We start from the raw sequence: 21,875 nt of genomic DNA, 5'->3' as shown, positions 1-21,875 counted from the left end.
CCCTTTGCATGACCATGCGAGTTCATGCATAATCTTCCCATGTCCAAGGTCCTCACCTCTCTTCCCGCCGGCGAGCGCGTCGGCATCGCCTTCTCCGGCGGGCTCGACACCTCGGTCGCGGTCGCGTGGATGCGCGACAAGGGCGCCGTCCCGTGCACCTACACCGCCGACATCGGCCAGTACGACGAGCCCGACATCGCGTCGGTGCCCGGCCGCGCCAAGGCCTACGGCGCCGAGATCGCGCGGCTGGTCGACTGCCGTGCCGCGCTGGTCGAGGAGGGCCTGGCCGCGCTCACCTGCGGGGCGTTCCACATCCGCTCGGGCGGGCGCGCCTACTTCAACACCACACCGCTCGGCCGCGCCGTCACCGGCACGCTCCTCGTGCGGGCGATGCTCGAGGACGACGTCCAGATCTGGGGCGACGGCTCCACCTTCAAGGGCAACGACATCGAGCGGTTCTACCGCTACGGCCTGCTCGCCAACCCGCACCTGCGGATCTACAAGCCCTGGCTGGACGCGGACTTCGTGACCGAGCTCGGCGGCCGCAAGGAAATGTCGGAGTGGCTGCTCGCCCACAAGCTGCCCTACCGGGACTCCACGGAGAAGGCGTACTCCACCGACGCCAACATCTGGGGCGCCACCCACGAGGCCAAGACCCTGGAGCACCTGGACACCGGCGTCGAGACCGTCGAGCCCATCATGGGCGTGCGGTTCTGGGACCCGACGGTCGAGATCCCCGCCGAGGACGTCACGATCGGCTTCGACCAGGGCCGCCCGGTCACGGTCAACGGCAAGGAGTTCGCCTCTTCCGTCGACCTGGTGATGGAGGCCAACGCCATCGGCGGCCGGCACGGCCTGGGCATGTCCGACCAGATCGAGAACCGGATCATCGAGGCGAAGAGCCGCGGCATCTACGAAGCGCCCGGCATGGCCCTGCTGCACGCGGCCTACGAGCGTCTCGTCAACGCGATCCACAACGAGGACACCGTCGCCCAGTACCACAACGAGGGCCGTCGGCTGGGCCGCCTCATGTACGAGGGCCGCTGGCTTGACCCGCAGGCGCTGATGATCCGGGAGTCGCTCCAGCGCTGGGTCGGCGCGGCCGTCACCGGCTCGGTCACCCTGCGGCTGCGGCGCGGTGAGGACTACTCGCTCCTCGACACCACGGGCCCGGCGTTCAGCTACCACCCGGACAAGCTGTCCATGGAGCGCACCGAGGACTCCGCGTTCGGTCCGGTGGACCGGATCGGCCAGCTCACCATGCGCAACCTCGACATCGCCGACTCCCGCGCCAAGCTGGAGCAGTACGTCGGCCTCGGCCTGATCGGCACCGGCAGCCCCGTCATCGGCGCCTCCCAGGCCGCCGCGACCGGCCTCATCGGCACCATGCCGGAGATGCCGGAGGGCGGCGCGGAGGCCATCGCCTCCCGCGGCGAGGTCTCCGACGCCGACGAGCTGCTGGACCGCGCCGCGATGGAGTTCGGCACCGACTGATCCCCCTAAGGGACGCACCCCACCACGGCGAAGGCCGCCCGACACCGTCACACACGGCATCGGGCGGCCTTCGCCGTTTACGGGGGGGGTGGGGGGGAGCGTCAGGCGGTCTTCCGGATCAACGCCAGATACATGGCGTCGGTGCCGTGCACGTGCGGCCAGAGCTGGACGTCGGGCCCGTCGCCGAGCGCCGGTACGCCGGGCAGCAGGGGCCGGGCGTCGATCAGTTCGGCGGCCGGGAACTGCTTGAGCAGGTCGGCGACCACCGCCCGGGTCTCGGCGAGGTGCGGCGAGCAGGTGGCGTACCCGACGACGCCCCCGACCCGGACGGACTCCAGCGCGGTCCGCAGCAGCCCGCGCTGGAGCGGAGCGAACCCGTCGAGATCCTCCGGCCGACGCCGCCAGCGCGCCTCGGGCCGCCGCCGCAGCGCGCCGAGCCCTGTGCACGGTACGTCCATCAGTACCCGGTCGAAGGAGCCGGGCCGCCACGGCGGCCGGGTCCCGTCGGCGGCGATGACCTGGTAGGGCCCGGGGTTGCCGGCCAGGGTCTTGGCGACCAGCCCCGCCCGGTGCGGCTGCTTCTCGGACGCCAGCAGCACGGCCCCCCGCTCGGCGGCGAGGGCGGCGAGCAGCGCGGCCTTGCCGCCGGGTCCGGCGCAGCCGTCCAGCCACTTCGTGTCGGGCCCGTCGAGCGGCGCGTTGGCCAGCGCCAGCGCCACGAGCTGACTGCCCTCGTCCTGCACGCCCGCCCGACCGTCCCGTACGGCGTCGATGGCGCCGGGCTCACCGCCCTCGGTGAGCCGCACGGCGTACGGCGACCAGCGCCCGGCGACCGCGGCCTCCTCGCGGAGCAGCTCGTCGGTGGTGGCCCGCCCGGGCCGGGCGACGAGGGTCACCTCGGGCCGCTCGTTGTCGGCCTCCAACAGCTCCTCGATGCCGGCCCGCCCGCCGCCGAGGGAGTCCCACAGCGCGGAGACGACCCAACGGGGGTGCGAGTACACGACGGCGAGGTGGTCCTCGGGGTCGTCGTCGTAGGGCGGGGCGACCTTCTCGATCCACTCGTCGAGCTCATGCTGGGCGACCTTGCGCAGCACCGCGTTGACGAACTTGGCCCGCCCGTCGCCGAGCACGACCCGGGCGAGCTCGACGGAGGCGGACACGGCCGCGTGGGTCGGGATGCGCGTCCCGAGCAACTGGTGCACACCGAGGCTCAGCACATCGAGCACCGGCGGATCGACCTCGCGCAACGGCCGGTCGACACAGGCCGAGATGACGGCGTCGTACGTCCCCTGGCGGCGCAGCGTCCCGTAGACCAGCTCGGTGGCGAGAGCCGCGTCCCGCGCGTCGAACTTCGTGGGGCCCTCCTTCTCCCGCGCCTTGCGCAGCAGCGGCGGCAGCACGAGGTTGGCGTAGGCGTCCCGCTCGTCCACCGCCCGCAACACCTCGAACGCGAGGAGACGGACAGGATCCTTCTGGGGCCGCCGGTAGGGCTTGCCCGGCTTGGGGGAACGCTGGGGCTGATCACTCACGAAAAGGTGCTCCGGATTACAGGATGGGGACCACAGACCGACAGACACAGACCGACAGACACGTCTGGAAGGCAGGAGTCTCGAAATTACGTCCAGCGTACGACGACGGGACAGCGGGTACGGCGGGCCGGTGGGGACGGCGGGCGGGCTCGCTCGGTGCTCGCGCAGGAGCGTCACGCCCCGGCGCTCACGCCCGCCAGTCACGCCCCGACGGTCTCGCCCTCCCCGATCCGCACGCCCCGCGCCCAGTCGGCGGCCCGCATCGGCTTCTTGCCCTGTGCCTGCACCCACACCAGCTCGACCGCGTACGAGCCGGTGCCGACGTGCACGCTGTTCTTGCCGACGGACAGCGCGCCGGGGGCGAGATCGGTCCGCTCGGGAGCCGGGTGGACCTGGATGAGCTTGAGCCGCTCGCCCCGGAAGAGGGTCCAGGCGCCGGGGGCGGGCGTACAGCCGCGTACGACGCGGTCGACGCGCAGCGCCGGCGTGGCCCAGTCGACCTGGGCGTCCTCGACGGTGATCTTCGGCGCGAGGGTGATCCCCTCGCCCGGCTGCGGTACGGCCTTCAGGGTGCCGTCCTCGATCCCGTCCATGGTCGCGGCGAGCAGCCCGGAGCCGGCGAAGGCGAGCCGGGTGAGCAGGTCGCCGCTGGTGTCGGTGGACCGGATCACCTCGGTGACCGTCCCGTAGACCGGCCCGGAGTCGAGCCCCTCCTCGATGAGGAAGGTGGCGGCGCCGGTGATCTCGTCGCCCGCCATGAGGGAGTGCTGCACGGGAGCGGCGCCCCGCCACGCGGGCAGCAGCGAGAAGTGCAGGTTGACCCAGCCGTGGGCCGGGATGTCCAGCGCCACCTTGGGCAGCAGCGCCCCGTAGGCCACGACGGGACAGCAGTCGGGCGCGATCTCCCGCAGCCGCTCCAGGAACTCCGGATCCCGGGGCTTGGCGGGCCTCAGCACCTCGATGCCCGCCTCCTCCGCCCGCTGGGCGACGGGAGAGGCGACCAGCCGCCGCCCCCGCCCGGCCGGCGCGTCGGGCCGCGTGACGACGGCTGCCACCTCGTGCCGCCCGGAGGCGAGCAGAGCGTCCAGAGCGGGAACGGCGACCTCGGGGGTACCGGCGAAGACGAGCTTCATAAGGGGGCGGGGCCTCTCGGACGGGTCGAATGACGGGCAACACACAAGTTTATGGGCCGGGAAGAGCGAACGCCGCAGCCGCCGACGACGAGGACCCCCACAGGAAACCCGCACTTCTCCGTCCAAGTGGAAACAGGCGGTGCCCGGGTGGGAGACAAACCCGGAGAGGGCCGAAGGCCGAGCCGCGACACCCCGCCCGGGGGGCGTACGCATATGCCCATACGCCCCCACACCGTGACCAGCGGAGCGAACCCGCGTTGGTCAAGAAAGAGTTGACCACACCTACTTCAACGCCGGTTCGAGAGGCTTGTTCATGGCCGACCATGCAACCCACGACGCCCAGGCCCGGGCCAGCCTGCACTTGCTGGTGCGGGACATCGAGCGCGTCCGCCGGCAGGTGGACGCACTGCGTACCCTCACCGCCCAGTTGGGCAACGTCTACCGCCCCCGCCGCTCCGGCCCCTCCACGGGCTTCGTCGTCTACGGACGCGCCCCCGCCCCCACGGTCCGGCTGGCCCAGGAACTGCGGGACAGCGTCGAGACCCTGGTGACCGCGGCGGTGGACTTCGACCGTTCGCTCGGCTTCTCGTGGGACGCGGTGGGCTCCGCACTCGGGGTCACCAAGCAGGCCGTCCACCGCCGCTACGGCGCCCGTCGCGCCACGGCCCAGGCGACTGCGACCACCGAGGCCGAGCGACCGACGGAACCGTCGGCCGCCCGCACGGTCGGCGTGGCCTCGGGCCTCCCGGCGGTTCCCACGGTCCCCGCCGCCCGCTCGATGCCGACCCAGCCGACGGCCGGCAGCCCGGCCCTGCGCGAGGAGGCAAGGCCGACCGCCTTCCCCGGCCCACGCAACGGCTGACGCCCCCACCACCACGGCCACCGAGCACCACCCCACCCAGCACCACCCACCCTGCCCTCTCGGCCCGCCCCGAGAGGGCAGCCGCATACCCGGCACCACGCAGGCGCGCCCCCTCACCCACCTGACCAGACCTCACCCGATGTCCGGCGGATCGATCCGCACCCACACGACTTCCTCCCCTCCCCGCCCCGCCCGAGCCATCCGAGCCGCCTGCGCCGCCTTCAACGCGGCGGCCAGCGCCGCGCCCCGCCCCGGCGGCACCCGGATCAACGCCCGCTCCCACTGCTCCCCGGGCGGCGGCGCCCCCGCCCGCCGAGGCCGCCCCGGCGGACCGGCCGACACCGGAACCGGGCCCAACACCTCCGCCTCCCGAGGCAGTTCGGCGGCCTCAAGGAACGCGGCCACCGCCTCCGCCGTCCCCGACACCGCCGCCATCCGCGACACGGGCGGAAACCCCAGCTCGGCCCGCTCGGCGAGCTCCCGCACCGCGTGCCCCACGGGATCCCACCGCACCAGCGCCTGCACGGGCCGCAGGGTCGGCTCGGCAACGACGACGACGGTCCCGCCGTCCCCCTGCGGCCGTACGAGCGCGGCGGCCGCGAGCCAGCGGCGCAGCGCCTCCTCCCCGGCGCGCAGGTCGGGCCGTCCGAGCATGGCCCAGCCGTCGAGCAGCAGCGCGGCCGCGTACCCGCCGTCGGCGACCGGCTCGGCCCCGGGCGTGGACACGACGAGCGCGGGCGCCCCCGGCACGGTGTCCAGCACCTGTTCCCGCCCCGACGTCCGCACCGGGACGGCGGGAAACGCCCGCCCCAGCTCCTCGGCGGTCCGCCGCGCCCCCACCACCTGCGCCCGCAACCGGAACGCACCGCACTCCGGACAGTGCCAGCCCCCCTCCTCACGCCCGCACCACCCGCACCACAGCACACTCCCCGCGCCCCCAGCGCTCCCCGCGCCCCCGTCGCGCGCCTCCAGCGGCCCGGAGCAGTGCCGGCACCGGGCGGCGGCGCGGCACTGCGCACACGCCATCCGCGGCACGTACCCGCGGCGGGGCACCTGCACGAGCACCGGTCCGTGCCGCAGTCCTTCCCGGACCGCCTGCCAGGCGAGGGTGGGCAGCCGGGCGGCGCGGGCGGCCTCGTCCCGCGCGAGGTCCTGGTCCCCCACGGTCCGCACCAGCGGCGCGGCCCGCCGCACCTGCTCCCGCTCGGCGACCAGGGGCCGCGCCCACCCGCTCTCGACGAGTTGGGCGCCCTCCACGGTGCAGCCCCAACCCCCCATCAGGAAGCCGCACTTGTCCTGCGCGGCACGGAGCAGCAGCACCTCCCGCGCATGCGGCTGCGGCGCGTGCTGTTCGCTGTGGCTGTCGTCCCCGTCGTCCCAGAGCGCGACCAGCCCGAGATCCTGGACCGGCGCGAACATCGCGGCACGTGTCCCGACGACCGCCCGCACGGACCCGCGCCGCACGGCCAGCCACTCCCGATACCGCTTCTCGGGCCCGGCATCCGCCGTGAGCAGCGCATGCCGCCCCTCCCCCAGCAGCGCCGTCAGCGCGGCGTCGACCCGCGCGGCGGCCCGCCCGTCCGGTACGACGACCAGCGCCCCGCGCCCCGAGGCGAGCGTCGCGGCGACGGCCCGCGCCAACTCGCCGCTCCACTCGGGCCCCGGCAGCGCGTTCCACACCGCCCGCGGCGCGCCCCCGGACGCCAGCGACTCCAGGAACCCGCCGCCGCGCTCGTACCGCCCCCAGGACCCGGCCTCCGGCGCCCTGGGCGGCGGCAGCGGCGCGGGCGAGGGCCGCTGCTCGGCACGCGCGTTGCGCGGCGGCACGGCGAGCTGCAGCACATCGGCGAGGCTCCCCGCGTACCGGTCGGCGACGGCCCGCGCCAACCCCAGCAGCTCCGGGCTCAGCACCGGCTCGGGCGACACCACCTGGGCGAGCGCCGCGAGCGGCCCCGCGTAGTCCGACGCGGCGAGCCGCTCGACGAGGAACCCGTCGATGAGCCCGCCGCCCTCGCGCCGCCCTTCCCGGACCCGCCCCCGCCCGGCCCCGAACCGCACCCGCACCCGCACCCCCGGCTGCGCGTCCGCGGCCAGCTCGGCCGGCACCGCGTAGTCGAAGTACCGGTCCAGATGCAGCACGCCCTTGTCGACGAGCACCCGCGCGACCGGCAACTCCTCGGCCAGCGCGGCCCCCCGCCAGGTCCGGGGCTTGGCCCGCGGCGTCTTGGCCTGCCGCACGCTCTCCCGGATCAGCGCGAGCTGCTCCGGCGGCGCGCCCTCCCCGGCCGCACCACCGCCCCCCTGCCCGTTCTCGCTGCTCACGCTTGCATTCTTACCAAACCCCACTGACAACGGCCGCGCCACAGTCGTCCCCCAACGACGTCGGCTCCCGGAACCACCAGGTTCCGGGAGCCGACGTCACACGCAGAATGCTGGAACTACAGCCCTGCGGCCTTCCGCAGCGCGTCCACACGGTCGGTGCGTTCCCAGGTGAAGTCGGGGAGTTCGCGGCCGAAGTGGCCGTACGCTGCGGTCTGGGCGTAGATCGGGCGCAGGAGGTCGAGGTCGCGGATGATGGCGGCCGGGCGCAGGTCGAAGACCTCGTCGATGGCCTTCTCGATCTTCTCGGCGTCGACCTTGGCGGTGCCGAAGGTCTCCACGAAGAGACCGACCGGCTCGGCCTTGCCGATCGCGTACGCCACCTGCACCTCGCAGCGGGCCGCCAGACCCGCCGCCACCACGTTCTTCGCCACCCAGCGCATCGCGTACGCGGCCGAACGGTCCACCTTCGACGGGTCCTTGCCCGAGAACGCGCCGCCGCCGTGGCGGGCCATGCCGCCGTACGTGTCGATGATGATCTTGCGGCCCGTCAGGCCGGCGTCGCCCATCGGGCCGCCGATCTCGAACCGGCCGGTCGGGTTCACCAGCAGCCGGTAGTTCTCCGTGTCCAGCTTGATGCCGTCGTCCAGGAGCGCCTTCAGCTCCACCTCCACGACGAACTCACGGATGTCGGGCGTCAGCAGCGAGTCCAGGTCGATGTCGCTCGCGTGCTGCGAGGAGATGACGACCGTGTCCAGGCGGACCGCCTTGTCGCCGTCGTACTCGATGGTGACCTGGGTCTTGCCGTCGGGACGCAGGTAGGGGATCGTCCCGTTCTTGCGGACGTCCGACAGCCGCTTCGACAGCCGGTGCGCCAGGAAGATCGGCAACGGCATCAGCGTCGGCGTCTCATCGGAGGCGTAGCCGAACATCAGGCCCTGGTCGCCCGCGCCCTGCTTGTCCAGCTCGTCCTCATCGCCCTCGACACGCGACTCGTACGCCGTGTCCACACCCTGCGCGATGTCCGGGGACTGCGCCCCGATCGACACCGACACACCACAGGAAGCCCCGTCGAAGCCCTTCTTCGACGAGTCGTAGCCGATCTCGAGAATCTTGTCCCGCACGAGTTGCGGGATCGGCGCGTACGCCTTGGTCGTGACCTCACCGGCCACATGCACCAGACCGGTCGTGATCAGAGTCTCGACCGCGACCCGGGACGCCGGGTCCTCACGCAGCAGAGCATCGAGAATGGTGTCACTGATCTGGTCAGCGATCTTGTCGGGGTGACCCTCGGTCACAGACTCCGAAGTGAACAGGCGACGGGACACAACGCTCCCTGGGGTTGCAGCGGCTGCTGGCTGATCATTGGCGGACGCGACGGGAGCTGCGCCCGGCGTCGTCCGAGAACAGTTTATCGGTCATGCCCCACCACCGGCCCACCCGTCTCGCCTCTCGGGAGTCCTGTGACCTGCGGCACGGGCATTCTGTCGAATGCCCGGCACCCTTGGCCAGGGACGCCGCACCCGAATCGGGCGGGGCGGTGGAGCACGGCGCAGCGCATCAAACAGTCAGCCCAGTCGCTCTGTCACCAGGTCCCACACGATTTCGGCCAGAGCCTCCTTGGGGCCGTGTGCCACGGGCGTTTCACTGCCGTCGGCGCCCAGGACGACGGCTTCGTTCTCCTCCGAGCCGAACGTTCTGCGCTCCCCCACCTCGTTCACCACCAGCAGGTCGCAGCCCTTGCGGCGGAGCTTCGCGCGGCCGTTGGCGAGGACGTCGTCGGTCTCGGCGGCGAAGCCGACAACCACCTGGTTGGGGCGCGCCCGGTCGGCGGAGAGCTCCGCGAGGATGTCCGGATTCCGTACGAGAACGATGGGGTCCGGTTCCCGGCCGTCCTGCTTCTTGATCTTTCCGGTCACATACGTCTGTGGCCGGAAGTCGGCGACCGCGGCGGCCATGACGACCGCGTCGGCGTCCGCGGTCGCCTTCAGGACCGCCTCGCGCAGTTGTACGGCCGTGCCGACCTGGACGACGTCGACCCCGGCGGGGTCGGGCAGGCCGGTGTTCGCCGCGATCAGCGTGACGCGGGCGCCGCGGGCGGCGGCGGTGCGGGCGAGGGCGTAGCCCTGTTTGCCGGAGGAGCGGTTGCCGAGGAAGCGGACCGGGTCGAGGGGCTCGCGGGTGCCGCCGGCGCTGACCACGACATGTCGGCCCACGAGGTCGGGTTCGCGCACCCCTCTGGCCAGGACGCGGCGGCAGACCTCGAAGATCTCGGCAGGGTCGGGCAGTCGCCCCTTGCCGGTGTCGACGCCGGTGAGGCGGCCGACGGCCGGTTCGATCACGAGGGCGCCCCGGCGGCGCAGTGTCGCCACGTTCTCCCGGGTGGCGGGGTGCTCCCACATCTCGGTGTGCATCGCGGGGGCGAAGACGACCGGACAGCGGGCGGTGAGGAGGGTGTTGGTGAGGAGGTCGTCGGCGAGGCCGTGGGCGGCCTTGGCGAGCAGGTCCGCCGTGGCCGGGGCGACGACCACCAGGTCGGCGTGCTGGCCGATGCGGACGTGCGGGACCTCGTGGACGCCGTCCCAGACCTCTGTGGAGACGGGGTGGCCGGAGAGGGCGGACCAGGTGGCGGCGCCGACGAAGTGCAGCGCGGATTCGGTGGGGACGACGCGGACGTCATGCCCCGACTCCGTCAGTCTGCGCAGCAGCTCGCAGGCCTTGTAGGCGGCGATGCCCCCACTGACGCCCAGTACGACCCTCGGCTTGTCCACCGGCTCTCCCCGCACCTCGACCCTGTACGCCGCGGCTCCCGGCGCATGGGTCCATCAGACACCACAGGCCCGGCAGTCGTGCTGCCGGGCCTGTGGAAAAACCAACTGCGAACCGAAAATACTACTGCGCGGGACCCTCGACGGCCTCGGACGTCAGCAGTCCGGCGTTGATCTCGCGGAGGGCGATCGAGAGCGGCTTCTCGTGGACGTGGGTGTCCACCAGCGGACCGACGTACTCGAGGAGGCCCTCGCCGAGCTGCGAGTAGTACGCGTTGATCTGGCGGGCCCGCTTGGCCGCGTAGATCACGAGGCTGTACTTCGAGTCGGTGGCCTCGAGGAGCTCGTCGATCGGCGGGTTGATGATGCCCTCGGGCGCGGAGATGGAAGAGGACACGCTCTACCTTCCGATGGATGGGAAAAGACAGGTCGTGATCACAGAACCGTCAAGAAATCGGACAACCCGTGATCACACAACATCCATCAAGGCTAGCAGCTCACGCGCCACGTCCTCGACGGAGGTGTTGACCAGGGTGACGTCGAACTCCGGCTCGGCCGCGAGTTCGATCTTCGCGGCGTCCAGCCGGCGCTCGATGACCTCGGGCGGTTCGGTGCCCCGCCCGGTGAGCCGGCGGACCAACTCCTCCCAGGAGGGCGGTGCCAGGAACACCAGCCGGGCCTCGGCCATGGACTCGCGGACCTGCCGGGCGCCCTGGAGGTCGATCTCCAGGAGGACCGGCTCGCCCGACTCCAGGCGCTCCAGCACCGCCGCGCGCGGGGTGCCGTAGCGGTTCCCGGCGAACTCGGCCCACTCCAGCAGCTCGCCGTTGGCGATCAGCTTGTCCATCTCCTCGTCGGTGACGAAGAAGTAGTGGACTCCGTGCTTCTCGCCGGGGCGGGGCCTACGGGTCGTCGCCGACACCGAGAGCCAGACCTCGGGGTGTTCCTTGCGCATATGGGCGACGACCGTGCTCTTGCCGACCCCTGAGGGGCCGGAGAGCACGGTCAGCCGCGGACGTACGTCCGGGGGCTCGGGGGTCGTCCCCCGGAATGTTGCAGCCATGCAGCGATTATTCCAGCAATCCCGGAGTACCCGGGACTCCCTTCCCCGCAGGACCCGGGAATCAGGAGCCGGTGCTGCCGAACTCCCGCTCCAGGGAGGCGATCTGGTTGGACCCGAGACCGCGCACGCGGCGGCTCTCGGAGATGCCGAGTCGCTCCATGATCTGCTTGGCGCGGACCTTGCCCACGCCCGGAAGCGACTCCAGGAGGGCGGAGACCTTCATCTTGCCGATGACGTCGTTTTCCTGACCCTGCTTGATGACCTCGTGAAGGGAGGCGCCGGAGTGCTTGAGTCGATTCTTGACCTCGGCCCGCTCCCGGCGAGCCGCGGCGGCCTTTTCGAGCGCGGCTGAGCGCTGTTCGGGGGTAAGGGGCGGAAGAGCCACGCCTACGTCACCTCGGATGTCGAACTGTCGGATACGGACCGGTGAGGAACCTAGTCGCCCCACACGCGGTGAGCTACGAGCAACACGCTGCCCGTTCACTCTCCGTCGGAGACTAGCGGCCAACTCCGCCGGAGTCAGCGAGAACAGAGGAAAAGTCCTGGTCAGCCTCCGTAGGGCCGGACATTTAACGCATAGTGCCCCGGATTTGAGGATGTATCCAGACTCAAGTCGACCAACGGCCGCCCGACCGAGCCCCCGGTCGGGCGGCCGGAGCCCCTCAGGCGGAGGTCACCGCGTCGCGGACCGCTCGCGCGAACCGATCCACGGCGTCACGCAGAGCGACGATGTCGGGGCCGTGACGCAACACACCCCGACTGACGTTCGGCACGACATTGCGCACCGCGGAGCCGAAGACCCGGGGAAGGTCGGCCGGGGTCGCCCCCTGGGCGCCGACGCCGGGCGCGAGGAGCGGGCCGTTGATGTCGAGGTCGTACGCCGAGAGGTCGCCCAGGGTGGCACCGACGACCGCGCCGAAGGAGCCCAGCGGCTCCTCGCCCGCGTTCTCGGCGGCCAGGTGCGCCAGCATCGTCGCGCCCACGGTGCGCCCGTCGGCCCGCACCGCGTGCTGGACCTCGCCGCCCTCCGGGTTGGAGGTCAGGGCCAGCACGAACAGCCCGGCGCCGCTCTCCCGGGCCAGCGCCACCGCCGGCGACAGGGATCCGTAGCCGAGGTACGGCGAGACCGTGAGCGCGTCGGAGAACAGCGGGGCGTCCTTGTGCAGGAAGGACTCGGCGTAGGCGGCCATGGTCGAGCCGATGTCGCCGCGCTTGGCGTCCATCACGACCAGCGCGCCGGCCGCCCGCGCCTCCTGGACCGACTTCTCCAGGACGGCGACCCCGCGCGAGCCGAACCGCTCGAAGAAGGCGCTCTGCGGCTTCAGCAGGGCGACCCGGTCGGCCGTCGCCTCGACGACCGTGCGGCTGAACCGCTCCAGTCCTGCGACGTCGTCGTTCAGCCCCCACTCGGCGAGCAGGGAGGCGTGCGGGTCGATGCCGACGCACAGCGGGCCGCGCTCGTCCATGGCGCGACGCAGCCGCGCGCCGAAGGGCTCCAGGGTCATGCCGTCTTCCTCACGTCGGCGCCGACCGCGTCGGCGAGGGTGGCGTAGGGGCTCGTCCGCAGGCGGGCGGCCAGCCCCTTGTGGATGGCGCGGCTCCAGAAGGGCCCCTCGTAGACGAAGGCGCTGTAGCCCTGCACCAGCGTGGCTCCGGCCAGGATGCGCAGCCAGGCGTCCTCGGCGTTCTCGACGCCGCCGACGCCCACCAGGGTGATGCGGTCGCCCACGCGCGCGTAGAGCCGGCGCAGCACCTCCAGGGAGCGGGCCTTGAGGGGCGCCCCGGACAGACCGCCGGTCTCCTTCACCAGGGTGGGTTCGGATGTCAAACCGAGTCCCTCGCGCGCGATGGTGGTGTTCGTGGCGATGATCCCGTCCAGGCCGAGTTCGACGGCCAGGTCGGCGACCGCGTCGACGTCGGCGTCGGCCAGGTCCGGGGCGATCTTCACCAGCAGCGGGACGCGGCGCGAGGTCACCGTACGGTCGGCGGCCTCCCGGACGGCGGTCAGCAGCGGCCGCAGCGCCTCGGTGGCCTGGAGGTTGCGCAGCCCCGGCGTGTTCGGCGAGGACACGTTCACGACCAGGTAGTCGGCGTACGGCGCGAGCCGCTCGGTCGACTTCACGTAGTCGCCGACGGCCTCCTCCTCCGGTACGACCTTGGTCTTGCCGATGTTGACGCCCACCACGGGCCGGAAGACCGGCTCACGGGACGCGAGGCGGGCCGCCACGGCGAGCGAGCCCTCGTTGTTGAACCCCATGCGGTTGATGAGCGCGCGGTCCTTCACGAGCCGGAACAGCCGCTTCCTGGGGTTGCCGGGCTGCGGCTCCCCGGTGACCGTGCCGATCTCGACGTGGTCGAAGCCCAGCATCGACATGCCGTCGATCGCGACGGCGTTCTTGTCGAAGCCCGCGGCCAGTCCGAAGGGGCCGTGCATGCGCAGCCCGAAGGCCTCGGTGCGCAGTTCCGGGTAGCGGGGGGCGAGGGCGGCGGCGACGAACGTGCGCAGGCCCGGGACGCGGACGGCCAGCCGGATCCAGCGGAAGGCGAGGTGGTGGGCCTGCTCCGGGTCCATCCGCTTGAAGACGAGGTTGAAGAAGATCTTGTACATCTTGGGAGTCCTCAGGGGTCCTCATGAAGAGGGGGACACCGTTTCCGGTGTCCCCCTCAGGGCTGCTAGTCGCGGGCCGCGGTCAGTTGCTGCGCGTGTTCCTGGAGTGAGCGGACGCCCACGTCCCCGTGGGTGAGGGCGTCGATGCCCTGGACGGCGGCGGCGAGCGCCTGGACCGTCGTCAGGCACGGCACGGACCGCGCCACGGCCGCCGTACGGATCTCGTAGCCGTCGAGGCGGCCGCCGGTGCCGTACGGGGTGTTGACGATGAGGTCGACCTCGCCGTCGTGGATGAGCTGGACGATGGTCTTCTCGCCGTTCGGGCCGGTGCCCTCGGACTGCTTGCGCACGACCGTGGCGTTGAGGCCGTTGCGGCGCAGCACCTCGGCCGTGCCGGAGGTGGCGAGCAGTTCGAAGCCGTGGGCGACCAGCTCGCGCGCCGGGAAGATCATCGAGCGCTTGTCGCGGTTGGCGACCGAGATGAACGCGCGGCCCTTGGTGGGCAGCGGGCCGTACGCGCCCGCCTGCGACTTGGCGTACGCCGTGCCGAAGACGGAGTCGATGCCCATGACCTCGCCGGTGGAGCGCATCTCCGGGCCGAGGACGGTGTCGACGCCGCGCCCTGAGGTGTCGCGGAAGCGGCTCCACGGCATCACGGCCTCCTTGACGGAGATCGGCGCGTCCAGCGGCAGTTCGCCGCCGTCGCCGGTGGCCGGGAGCAGCCCCTCGGCGCGCAGTTCGGCGACGGTCGCGCCCAGCGAGATCCGGGCGGCGGCCTTCGCCAGCGGCACCGCGGTCGCCTTCGAGGTGAAGGGGACCGTACGGGACGCGCGCGGGTTGGCCTCCAGCACGTAGAGGATGTCGCCGGCCATCGCGAACTGGATGTTGATGAGACCGCGGACGCCGACCCCGCGCGCGATGGCCTCGGTGGAGGCCCGCAGGCGCTTGATGTCGAAGCCGCCGAGGGTGATCGGGGGCAGGGCGCACGCCGAGTCGCCGGAGTGGATGCCGGCCTCCTCGATGTGCTCCATGACACCGCCGAGGTACAGCTCCTGGCCGTCGTAGAGCGCGTCGACGTCGATCTCGATGGCGTCGTCGAGGAAGCGGTCGACGAGGACCGGCCGGGTGGGGCTGATCTCGGTCGACTCGGCGATGTAGGACGACAGCCGGGTCTCGTCGTAGACGATCTCCATGCCGCGCCCGCCGAGGACGTACGACGGCCGGACGAGGACCGGGTAGCCGATCTCGTCGGCGATGGCCTTGGCCTCGGCGAAGGTGGTGGCCGTGCCGTGCTTGGGGGCCGGGAGGCCGGCCTCGGCGAGCACGCGCCCGAACGCGCCCCGGTCCTCGGCCGCGTGGATGGCCTCCGGGGGTGTGCCGACGATCGGCACGCCGTTGTCCTTCAGCGCCTGCGCCAGGCCCAGCGGGGTCTGGCCGCCGAGCTGGACGATCACTCCGGCGATCGGCCCGGCCTGCGCCTCCGCGTGGACGATCTCCAGCACGTCCTCGAGGGTCAGCGGCTCGAAGTACAGGCGGTCGGAGGTGTCGTAGTCGGTGGAGACGGTCTCCGGGTTGCAGTTGACCATCACGGTCTCGTACCCGGCGGCGGAGAGCGCGAAGGAGGCGTGGACGCAGGAGTAGTCGAACTCGATGCCCTGGCCGATGCGGTTCGGGCCCGACCCCAGGATGATGACGGCCGGCTTCTCGCGCGGGGCGACCTCGGTCTCCTCGTCGTAGGACGAGTAGAAGTACGGCGTCTTCGCGGCGAACTCGGCGGCGCAGGTGTCGACGGTCTTGTAGACCGGGCGGATGCCCAGCGCGTGCCGGACCTCGCGGACGACGTCCTCGCGCAGGCCGCGGATCTCGGCGATCTGCTGGTCGGAGAAGCCGTGCCGCTTGGCCTCGGCGAGCAGGTCGACGTCCAGCCGGTCGGCGGCGGCCAGGTCGTCGGCGGTCTCCTTGATCAGGAAGAGCTGGTCGACGAACCAGGGGTCGATCTTCGTGAACTCGAAGACCTCCTCCGGCGTGGCGCCCGCGCGGATGGCCTGCATGACGGTGTTGATCCGGCCGTCGGTGGGCCGGACCGCCTCGCGCAGCAGCTCGCCCTTGTCACCGGGGTCGCCGACGAAGGTGAACTGGCTGCCCTTCTTCTCCAGCGAGCGCAGCGCCTTCTGGAAGGCCTCGGTGAAGTTGCGGCCGATGGCCATGGCCTCGCCGACCGACTTCATGGTGGTGGTGAGGGTCGAGTCGGCGCTCGGGAACTTCTCGAACGCGAAGCGCGGGGCCTTCACGACCACGTAGTCGAGCGTCGGCTCGAAGGAGGCCGGGGTCTCCTTCGTGATGTCGTTCGGGATCTCGTCCAGGGTGTAGCCGACGGCGAGCTTGGCCGCGATCTTCGCGATCGGGAAGCCGGTCGCCTTGGAGGCCAGCGCCGAGGAACGCGACACGCGCGGGTTCATCTCGATGACGATGACCCGGCCGTCCTCGGGGTTCACCGCGAACTGGATGTTGCAGCCGCCGGTGTCGACGCCGACCTCGCGGATCACGGCGATGCCGATGTCGCGCAGGATCTGGTACTCGCGGTCGGTCAGCGTCATCGCGGGCGCGACGGTGATCGAGTCGCCGGTGTGCACGCCCATGGGGTCGAAGTTCTCGATGGAGCAGACGACCACGACGTTGTCGTGCTTGTCGCGCATCAGCTCGAGCTCGTACTCCTTCCAGCCGAGGATGGACTCCTCCAGGAGCACCTCGGTGGTCGGGGAGAGCGTGAGGCCCTGGCCGGCGATGCGGCGCAGCTCGTCCTCGTCGTGGGCGAAACCGGAGCCGGCGCCGCCCATGGTGAAGGAGGGGCGCACGACGACCGGGTAGCCGCCGCCGAGCGTGTCGACGCCGGCGAGCACCTCGTCCATGGTGTGGCAGATGACCGAGCGGGCGGACTCGCCGTGGCCGATCTTCGCGCGGACGGCTTCCACGACGCCCTTGAACAGGTCGCGGTCCTCGCCCTTGTTGATGGCCTCCACGTTGGCGCCGATCAGCTCGACGCCGTACTTCTCCAGGACGCCGTTCTCGGCGAGGGAGATCGCCGTGTTGAGGGCCGTCTGACCGCCCAGGGTGGGCAGCAGGGTGTCGGGCCGCTCCTTGGCGATGATCTTCTCGACGAACTCGGGGGTGATCGGCTCGACGTAGGTGGCGTCGGCGATCTCCGGGTCGGTCATGATCGTCGCCGGGTTGGAGTTGACCAGGATGACCCTGAGGCCCTCGGCGCGCAGGATGCGGCACGCCTGGGTGCCGGAGTAGTCGAACTCGGCGGCCTGACCGATGACGATCGGGCCGGAGCCGATGACCAGGACGGACTGGATATCGGTGCGCTTAGGCACGCTGGCCCTCCATCAGGGATACGAAGCGGTCGAACAGGTAGGCGGCGTCGTGCGGGCCCGCTGCCGCTTCGGGGTGGTACTGGACGGAGAAGGCCGGCTGGTCGAGCAGCCGCAGCCCCTCCACGACGTCGTCGTTGAGGCAGACGTGGGAGACCTCGGCGCGGCCGAACGGGGTGTCGCTGACCTTGTCGAGCGGCGCGTCCACGGCGAAGCCGTGGTTGTGCGCGGTGACCTCGACCTTGCCGGTCGTACGGTCCTGGACGGGCTGGTTGATGCCCCGGTGGCCGTACTTCAGCTTGTAGGTGCCGAAGCCGAGGGCGCGGCCGAGGATCTGGTTGCCGAAGCAGATGCCGAACAGCGGCGTCCTGCGCGCGAGGACGGCGGTCATCAGGGCGACGGGGCCGTCGGCGGTGGCCGGGTCGCCGGGGCCGTTGGAGAAGAAGACCCCGTCGGGAGCGACGGCGTAGACGTCCTCCTCGGTGGCGGTCGCGGGCAGCACGTGCACCTCGATGCCGCGCTCGGCCATGCGGTGCGGGGTCATGCCCTTGATGCCGAGGTCGACGGCGGCGACGGTGAACCTCTTCTCGCCGACCGCCGGTACGACGTAGGCCTCCTTGGTGGCGACCTCCTCGTACAGGCTCGCGCCCTTCATGTGCGGCTGAGCCTGCACGCGCGCGAGGAGCTCGGGGTCGGCGGCGAGCGCCTCGCCGGAGAAGACGCCGGCGCGCATCGAGCCGCGCTCGCGCAGGTGGCGGGTGAGGGCGCGGGTGTCGATGCCGGAGATCCCGACGATGCTCTGCGCGACCAGCTCGTCGTCCAGGGAGCGCTTGGCGCGCCAGTTGGACGGCACGCGCGCGGGGTCGCGCACGACATAGCCGGAGACCCAGATGCGGCTGGACTCGTCGTCCTCGTCGTTCCAGCCGGTGTTGCCGATCTGGGGGGCGGTCGCGACGACGATCTGGCGGTCGTACGACGGGTCGGTCAGGGTCTCCTGGTAGCCGGTCATGCCGGTGGAGAACACCGCTTCGCCGAAGGTCTCCCCCACGGCCCCGAAGGCACGGCCCCGGAAGATCCGGCCGTCCTCCAGGACGAGTACGGCGGGAGTCACCCTCTTTTCAGAAGCGATTCCCCTGGTGGAGGTCGTCATCGTGCGCCTTCCGTCGTGTTGTTCTTGCTGGTGCTGTTCTTGATCATGGAGTTGACGGCGTCGACCCACGCGGTGTGCTCGGCCGCCGTGTCCGAGCGGAAGCCGGAGTCGATCAGCCGGTCGCCGTGCGCCCAGGTCACCACGAGCAGGCCGCCCTCGGTGAGGACCTTGCCGGCGATGCCCTTGCCGAGCAGCGCCTCGCGCAGCGCGCCGACGGGGATGAAGAAGTCGCTCGCGCCGGGGCGTACGACGTCGATCCCCGCGTCCGTCAGGGTGAGCTCGACCCGGCTGCGGGTGCCCAGGCCGTGCGCCACCAGGCGGTCGAGCCACTGCCCGGCGGTGGTGGAGCCGTGGTAGCGGCCGCTCATCGTCAGTCTCGCCTCGCCGGGCTCTTCCGGCGCGGCGGGCAGCTCGGGCAGGTCGCCCTGGAGCGTGCCGCGCCACTTCCAGCCCTCGCGCATCAGCCAGTAGACGAGCGCGACGAACAGGCCGAGGCCGACCACCCAGCCGATGCGCGCGGCCCAGTCGGTCACCGCGGCCGATTCCTTCTCGGCCGCGAGCAGAAGTGCAGCAGATGTCACGTGAGCTTCCCGTCGACGAGCGTGGCCTTGCCCCGGAGCCAGGTGTGCGTGACACGGCCCGGCAGCTCACGCCCCTCGTACGGGGTGTTCCGGCTGCGCGAGGCGAAGCCCGCGGGGTCCACGGACCCACGGTATGCCGTGTCGACGAGCGTGAGGTTGGCGGGCTCACCAGCCGAGACGGGACGCCCGTGCCCCGTCGCCCGGCCGATCTCGGCGGGCTTGAACGACATGCGCGCGGCGACCCCGGCCCAGTCCAGCAGGCCCGTCTCCACCATCGTCTCCTGGACCACTGACAGCGCGGTCTCCAGGCCGACCATGCCCATGGCGGCCGCGGCCCACTCGCAGTCCTTGTCCTCGTGCGGGTGCGGGGCGTGGTCGGTGGCGACGATGTCGATGGTGCCGTCGGCGAGCGCCTCGCGCAGGGCGTGCACGTCGCGCTCGGTGCGCAGCGGCGGGTTCACCTTGTAGACGGGGTTGTAGCTGCGCACCAGCTCATCCGTGAGGAGGAGGTGGTGCGGGGTGACCTCGGCGGTGACGTCGATGCCGCGGGACTTGGCCCAGCGGACGATCTCGACGGACCCGGCGGTGGAGAGGTGGCAGATGTGCACCCGCGAGCCGACGTGCTCGGCGAGCAGGACATCTCGGGCGATGATCGATTCTTCGGCCACCGCGGGCCAGCCCCCGAGCCCCAGCTCGGCGGAGACGACGCCCTCGTTCATCTGGGCGCCCTCGGTCAGCCGCGGCTCCTGCGCGTGCTGGGCGACGACCCCGCCGAAGGCCTTCACGTACTCCAGCGCGCGGCGCATGATCACGGCGTCGTCGACGCACTTGCCGTCGTCGGAGAAGACGGTGACCCCGGCGGCCGACTCGTGCATGGCGCCCAGCTCGGCGAGTTTCCGGCCCTCCAGGCCGACGGTGACCGCGCCGATGGGCTGCACGTCGCAGTAGCCGTGGTCGCGGCCGAGCCGGTAGACCTGCTCGACGACGCCGGCGGTGTCGGCCACGGGGAAGGTGTTGGCCATGGCGAAGACGGCCGTGAAGCCGCCGGAGGCCGCCGCGCGGGTACCGGTGAGGACCGTCTCGGAGTCCTCGCGGCCGGGCTCGCGCAGATGGGTGTGCAGGTCGACCAGGCCCGGCAGCAGCACCTTGCCGCCGGCCTCAATGACCTCCGCGCCCTCGGCGCCGAGACCGACGCCGACCTCGGCGATCGTCCCGCCGTCGATCAGGACGTCCTGGGGCTCGCCGCCGAGCACCTTCGCACCACGGATCAGGATCTTGCTCATGTGACTTACTTCTCCTCGGTACGGGTGTGGCTGACGGCGGGTTCGTTGCCGCCCAGGAGCAGGTAGAGGACGGCCATCCGGATGGACACGCCGTTGGCGACCTGTTCGATGACGGTGCAGCGCTCGGAGTCGGCGACCGCGGCGGTGATCTCCATGCCGCGGACCATCGGGCCGGGGTGCATCACGATGGCGTGCTCGGGCATCCGCGCCATCCGGTCGCCGTCGAGGCCGTAGCGCCGGGAGTACTCGCGCTCGGTCGGGAAGAACGCGGCGTTCATCCGCTCGCGCTGCACGCGCAGCATCATCACCGCGTCGGACTTCGGCAGCGTGCTGTCGAGGTCGTACGACACCTCGCAGGGCCACGACTCGATGCCGACCGGCACCAGGGTGGGCGGGGCGACGAGGGTGACCTCGGCGCCGAGGGTGTGCAGCAGGTCGACGTTGGAACGGGCGACCCGGCTGTGCAGGATGTCCCCGACGATCGTGATGCGCCGGCCTGAGAGGTCCTGCCCGATCCCGGCGTCCCGGCCGATGAGCCGGCGGCGCATGGTGAAGGCGTCCAGGAGGGCCTGGGTGGGGTGCTGGTGGGTGCCGTCGCCCGCGTTGATGACGACGGCGTCGATCCAGTCGGAGGTGGCCAGCCGGTAGGGCGCTCCGGAGGCGCCGTGCCGGATGACGACCGCGTCGACACCCATGGCCTCCAGGGTCTGCGCGGTGTCCTTCAGGGACTCGCCCTTGGACACCGACGACCCCTTGGCGGAGAAGTTGATGACGTCCGCGGAGAGGCGCTTCTCGGCCGCCTCGAAGGAGATACGCGTGCGCGTGGAGTCCTCGAAGAAGAGGTTGACGATGGTGCGGCCGCGCAGGGTCGGCAGTTTCTTGATGGGCCGGTCGGCGACCCGGGCCATCTCCTCGGCGGTGTCGAGGATCAGGACGGCGTCGTCGCGGGTGAGGTCGGCGGCCGAGATGAGATGACGCTGCATCTGTCAGGCTCCGTAAGGCAGTTCACGTATGGGGAGATCACGGGCGGGCAGGGGCACGACGGCGGGACGTAGGGCACACAGGGCCGTACGCGCGCGTGCTACTGCTGGGCGGTCTGCTTCACACCGAGCAGCACGGTGTCGCGACCGTCCTCCTCGGCGAGCAGGACCTTGACCGTCTCCCGCAGCGACGTGGGGAGGTTCTTGCCGACGTAGTCGGCGCGGATGGGCAGTTCCCGATGGCCTCGGTCGACGAGGACCGCGAGCTGCACCGCGCGGGGGCGCCCGATGTCGTTCAGGGCGTCGAGGGCGGCGCGGATGGTGCGGCCCGAGAAGAGCACGTCGTCGACGAGGACGACCAGCCTGCCGTCGATGCCGTCACCGGGGATCTCGGTGCGGGCCAGCGCACGCGGCGGGTGCATGCGCAGGTCGTCGCGGTACATCGTGATGTCGAGGGAGCCGACCGGGATCTTGCGGTCGGTGATCTCCGCCAGCTTGGCCGCGAGCCGCTGGGCGAGGAAGACGCCCCGGGTCGGGATGCCGAGGAGCACCACGTCGTCGGCGCCTCTGGCGCGTTCGACGATCTCGTGGGCGATGCGGGTCAACACGCGCGCGATGTCGGGGCCTTCGAGAACGGGCCGCGCATCGACTTGCCGGGGATCCTGCGGAATGTCCTGCTTGTCCATAAGAAACGGACCTCCTTCTCCGCCTCACGGGACGGACCTTAAAGG

The 21,875-nt window shown here is 71.6% G+C and carries 18 protein-coding genes; 2 read left to right on the top strand and 16 right to left on the bottom strand.

What is annotated here, in order from left to right; genetic code table 11:
• Positions 1-39: 39 nt before the first annotated feature.
• The gene (argG, locus tag BMZ82_RS15270; RefSeq protein WP_093775887.1) at positions 40-1,494 is read left to right on the top strand and encodes an argininosuccinate synthase; all 1,455 of its coding nucleotides are present in this window, start codon (positions 40-42) and stop codon (positions 1,492-1,494) included.
• Between the two features lie 101 nt (positions 1,495-1,595).
• On the opposite strand, the gene BMZ82_RS15265 is transcribed toward argG, so the two are convergent.
• Entirely contained in the window at positions 1,596-3,023 is a 1,428-nt protein-coding gene (locus BMZ82_RS15265) for an RsmB/NOP family class I SAM-dependent RNA methyltransferase (RefSeq protein ID WP_093775885.1), read from the bottom strand.
• A gap of 200 nt (positions 3,024-3,223) precedes the next feature.
• The gene (gene fmt, locus BMZ82_RS15260) at positions 3,224-4,156 is read right to left on the bottom strand and encodes a methionyl-tRNA formyltransferase (RefSeq protein WP_093775883.1); all 933 of its coding nucleotides are present in this window, start codon (positions 4,154-4,156) and stop codon (positions 3,224-3,226) included.
• Positions 4,157-4,469: 313 nt separating this feature from the next.
• Between fmt and BMZ82_RS15255 the strand changes: the two genes are divergently transcribed.
• A complete protein-coding gene (locus BMZ82_RS15255) occupies positions 4,470-5,018 on the top strand; it encodes a hypothetical protein (RefSeq protein WP_093775881.1) in 549 nt (182 codons plus the stop codon).
• A 132-nt stretch (positions 5,019-5,150) separates the two neighbouring features.
• Here BMZ82_RS15255 and BMZ82_RS15250 read toward each other — a convergent pair whose 3' ends face one another.
• The 14 genes from BMZ82_RS15250 to pyrR form a co-directional block, all read right to left on the bottom strand.
• On the bottom strand, positions 5,151-7,340 hold the full coding sequence (locus tag BMZ82_RS15250; RefSeq protein WP_093775879.1) for a primosomal protein N': 2,190 nt from the start codon (positions 7,338-7,340) through the stop codon (positions 5,151-5,153).
• 116 nt (positions 7,341-7,456) lie between these two features.
• On the bottom strand, positions 7,457-8,665 hold the full coding sequence (gene metK, locus BMZ82_RS15245) for a methionine adenosyltransferase (protein ID WP_093775877.1): 1,209 nt from the start codon (positions 8,663-8,665) through the stop codon (positions 7,457-7,459).
• Positions 8,666-8,905: 240 nt separating this feature from the next.
• Positions 8,906-10,108: a bifunctional phosphopantothenoylcysteine decarboxylase/phosphopantothenate--cysteine ligase CoaBC gene (gene coaBC / locus BMZ82_RS15240; RefSeq protein WP_093775875.1), complete on the bottom strand. Its 1,203-nt coding sequence runs from the start codon at positions 10,106-10,108 to the stop codon at positions 8,906-8,908.
• A 121-nt stretch (positions 10,109-10,229) separates the two neighbouring features.
• Positions 10,230-10,502, bottom strand: coding sequence for a DNA-directed RNA polymerase subunit omega (gene rpoZ, locus BMZ82_RS15235; RefSeq protein ID WP_003988945.1), 273 nt, complete (start codon positions 10,500-10,502; stop codon positions 10,230-10,232).
• Between the two features lie 72 nt (positions 10,503-10,574).
• Entirely contained in the window at positions 10,575-11,168 is a 594-nt protein-coding gene (gene gmk, locus BMZ82_RS15230; RefSeq protein ID WP_093775873.1) for a guanylate kinase, read from the bottom strand.
• Positions 11,169-11,229: 61 nt separating this feature from the next.
• Positions 11,230-11,553, bottom strand: a complete 324-nt coding sequence (locus tag BMZ82_RS15225) for an integration host factor (RefSeq protein WP_093775871.1) — start codon at positions 11,551-11,553, stop codon at positions 11,230-11,232.
• 277 nt (positions 11,554-11,830) lie between these two features.
• Complete coding sequence (pyrF, locus tag BMZ82_RS15220; protein WP_177244505.1) at positions 11,831-12,673, bottom strand: orotidine-5'-phosphate decarboxylase; 843 nt, start codon at positions 12,671-12,673, stop codon at positions 11,831-11,833.
• Positions 12,670-13,776 (bottom strand): quinone-dependent dihydroorotate dehydrogenase, encoded by a 1,107-nt coding sequence (locus BMZ82_RS15215; protein ID WP_093775869.1) that lies wholly within the window; start codon positions 13,774-13,776, stop codon positions 12,670-12,672. The genes pyrF and BMZ82_RS15215 overlap by 4 nt, the downstream gene beginning before the upstream one ends.
• Before the next feature lie 65 nt (positions 13,777-13,841).
• Entirely contained in the window at positions 13,842-17,153 is a 3,312-nt protein-coding gene (gene carB, locus BMZ82_RS15210) for a carbamoyl-phosphate synthase large subunit (RefSeq protein ID WP_093775867.1), read from the bottom strand.
• Entirely contained in the window at positions 17,146-18,300 is a 1,155-nt protein-coding gene (gene carA / locus BMZ82_RS15205) for a glutamine-hydrolyzing carbamoyl-phosphate synthase small subunit (RefSeq protein ID WP_093775865.1), read from the bottom strand. Before carA ends, carB begins: the two co-directional genes overlap by 8 nt.
• Positions 18,297-18,881 (bottom strand): PH-like domain-containing protein, encoded by a 585-nt coding sequence (locus BMZ82_RS15200; protein ID WP_093775863.1) that lies wholly within the window; start codon positions 18,879-18,881, stop codon positions 18,297-18,299. Before BMZ82_RS15200 ends, carA begins: the two co-directional genes overlap by 4 nt.
• Positions 18,878-20,164 (bottom strand): dihydroorotase, encoded by a 1,287-nt coding sequence (locus BMZ82_RS15195; RefSeq protein WP_093775861.1) that lies wholly within the window; start codon positions 20,162-20,164, stop codon positions 18,878-18,880. Before BMZ82_RS15195 ends, BMZ82_RS15200 begins: the two co-directional genes overlap by 4 nt.
• Before the next feature lie 5 nt (positions 20,165-20,169).
• On the bottom strand, positions 20,170-21,147 hold the full coding sequence (locus BMZ82_RS15190; RefSeq protein ID WP_093775859.1) for an aspartate carbamoyltransferase catalytic subunit: 978 nt from the start codon (positions 21,145-21,147) through the stop codon (positions 20,170-20,172).
• A gap of 98 nt (positions 21,148-21,245) precedes the next feature.
• On the bottom strand, positions 21,246-21,830 hold the full coding sequence (gene pyrR, locus BMZ82_RS15185) for a bifunctional pyr operon transcriptional regulator/uracil phosphoribosyltransferase PyrR (protein ID WP_093775857.1): 585 nt from the start codon (positions 21,828-21,830) through the stop codon (positions 21,246-21,248).
• Positions 21,831-21,875 lie beyond the last annotated feature (45 nt).

The sequence above is a fragment of the Streptomyces sp. yr375 genome (assembly GCF_900110755.1).
Taxonomy (GTDB): Bacteria; Actinomycetota; Actinomycetes; order Streptomycetales; family Streptomycetaceae; genus Streptomyces.
Note: the sequence above shows the minus strand (reverse complement) of the source record. Positions and strands in the feature narration are given on the sequence as shown.

Bases quoted from the DNA above. Each gene is read 5' to 3' on its own strand.
- argG (WP_093775887.1), top strand. From the start codon at position 40: ATGTCCAAGGTCCTCACCTCTCTTCCCGCCGGCGAGCGCGTCGGCATC.
- fmt (WP_093775883.1), bottom strand. From the start codon at position 4,156: ATGAAGCTCGTCTTCGCCGGTACCCCCGAGGTCGCCGTTCCCGCTCTG.
- BMZ82_RS15255 (WP_093775881.1), top strand. From the start codon at position 4,470: ATGGCCGACCATGCAACCCACGACGCCCAGGCCCGGGCCAGCCTGCAC.
- gmk (WP_093775873.1), bottom strand. From the start codon at position 11,168: ATGGCTGCAACATTCCGGGGGACGACCCCCGAGCCCCCGGACGTACGT.
- pyrF (WP_177244505.1), bottom strand. From the start codon at position 12,673: ATGACCCTGGAGCCCTTCGGCGCGCGGCTGCGTCGCGCCATGGACGAG.
- BMZ82_RS15215 (WP_093775869.1), bottom strand. From the start codon at position 13,776: ATGTACAAGATCTTCTTCAACCTCGTCTTCAAGCGGATGGACCCGGAG.
- carA (WP_093775865.1), bottom strand. From the start codon at position 18,300: ATGACGACCTCCACCAGGGGAATCGCTTCTGAAAAGAGGGTGACTCCC.
- BMZ82_RS15195 (WP_093775861.1), bottom strand. From the start codon at position 20,164: ATGAGCAAGATCCTGATCCGTGGTGCGAAGGTGCTCGGCGGCGAGCCC.
- BMZ82_RS15190 (WP_093775859.1), bottom strand. From the start codon at position 21,147: ATGCAGCGTCATCTCATCTCGGCCGCCGACCTCACCCGCGACGACGCC.
- pyrR (WP_093775857.1), bottom strand. From the start codon at position 21,830: ATGGACAAGCAGGACATTCCGCAGGATCCCCGGCAAGTCGATGCGCGG.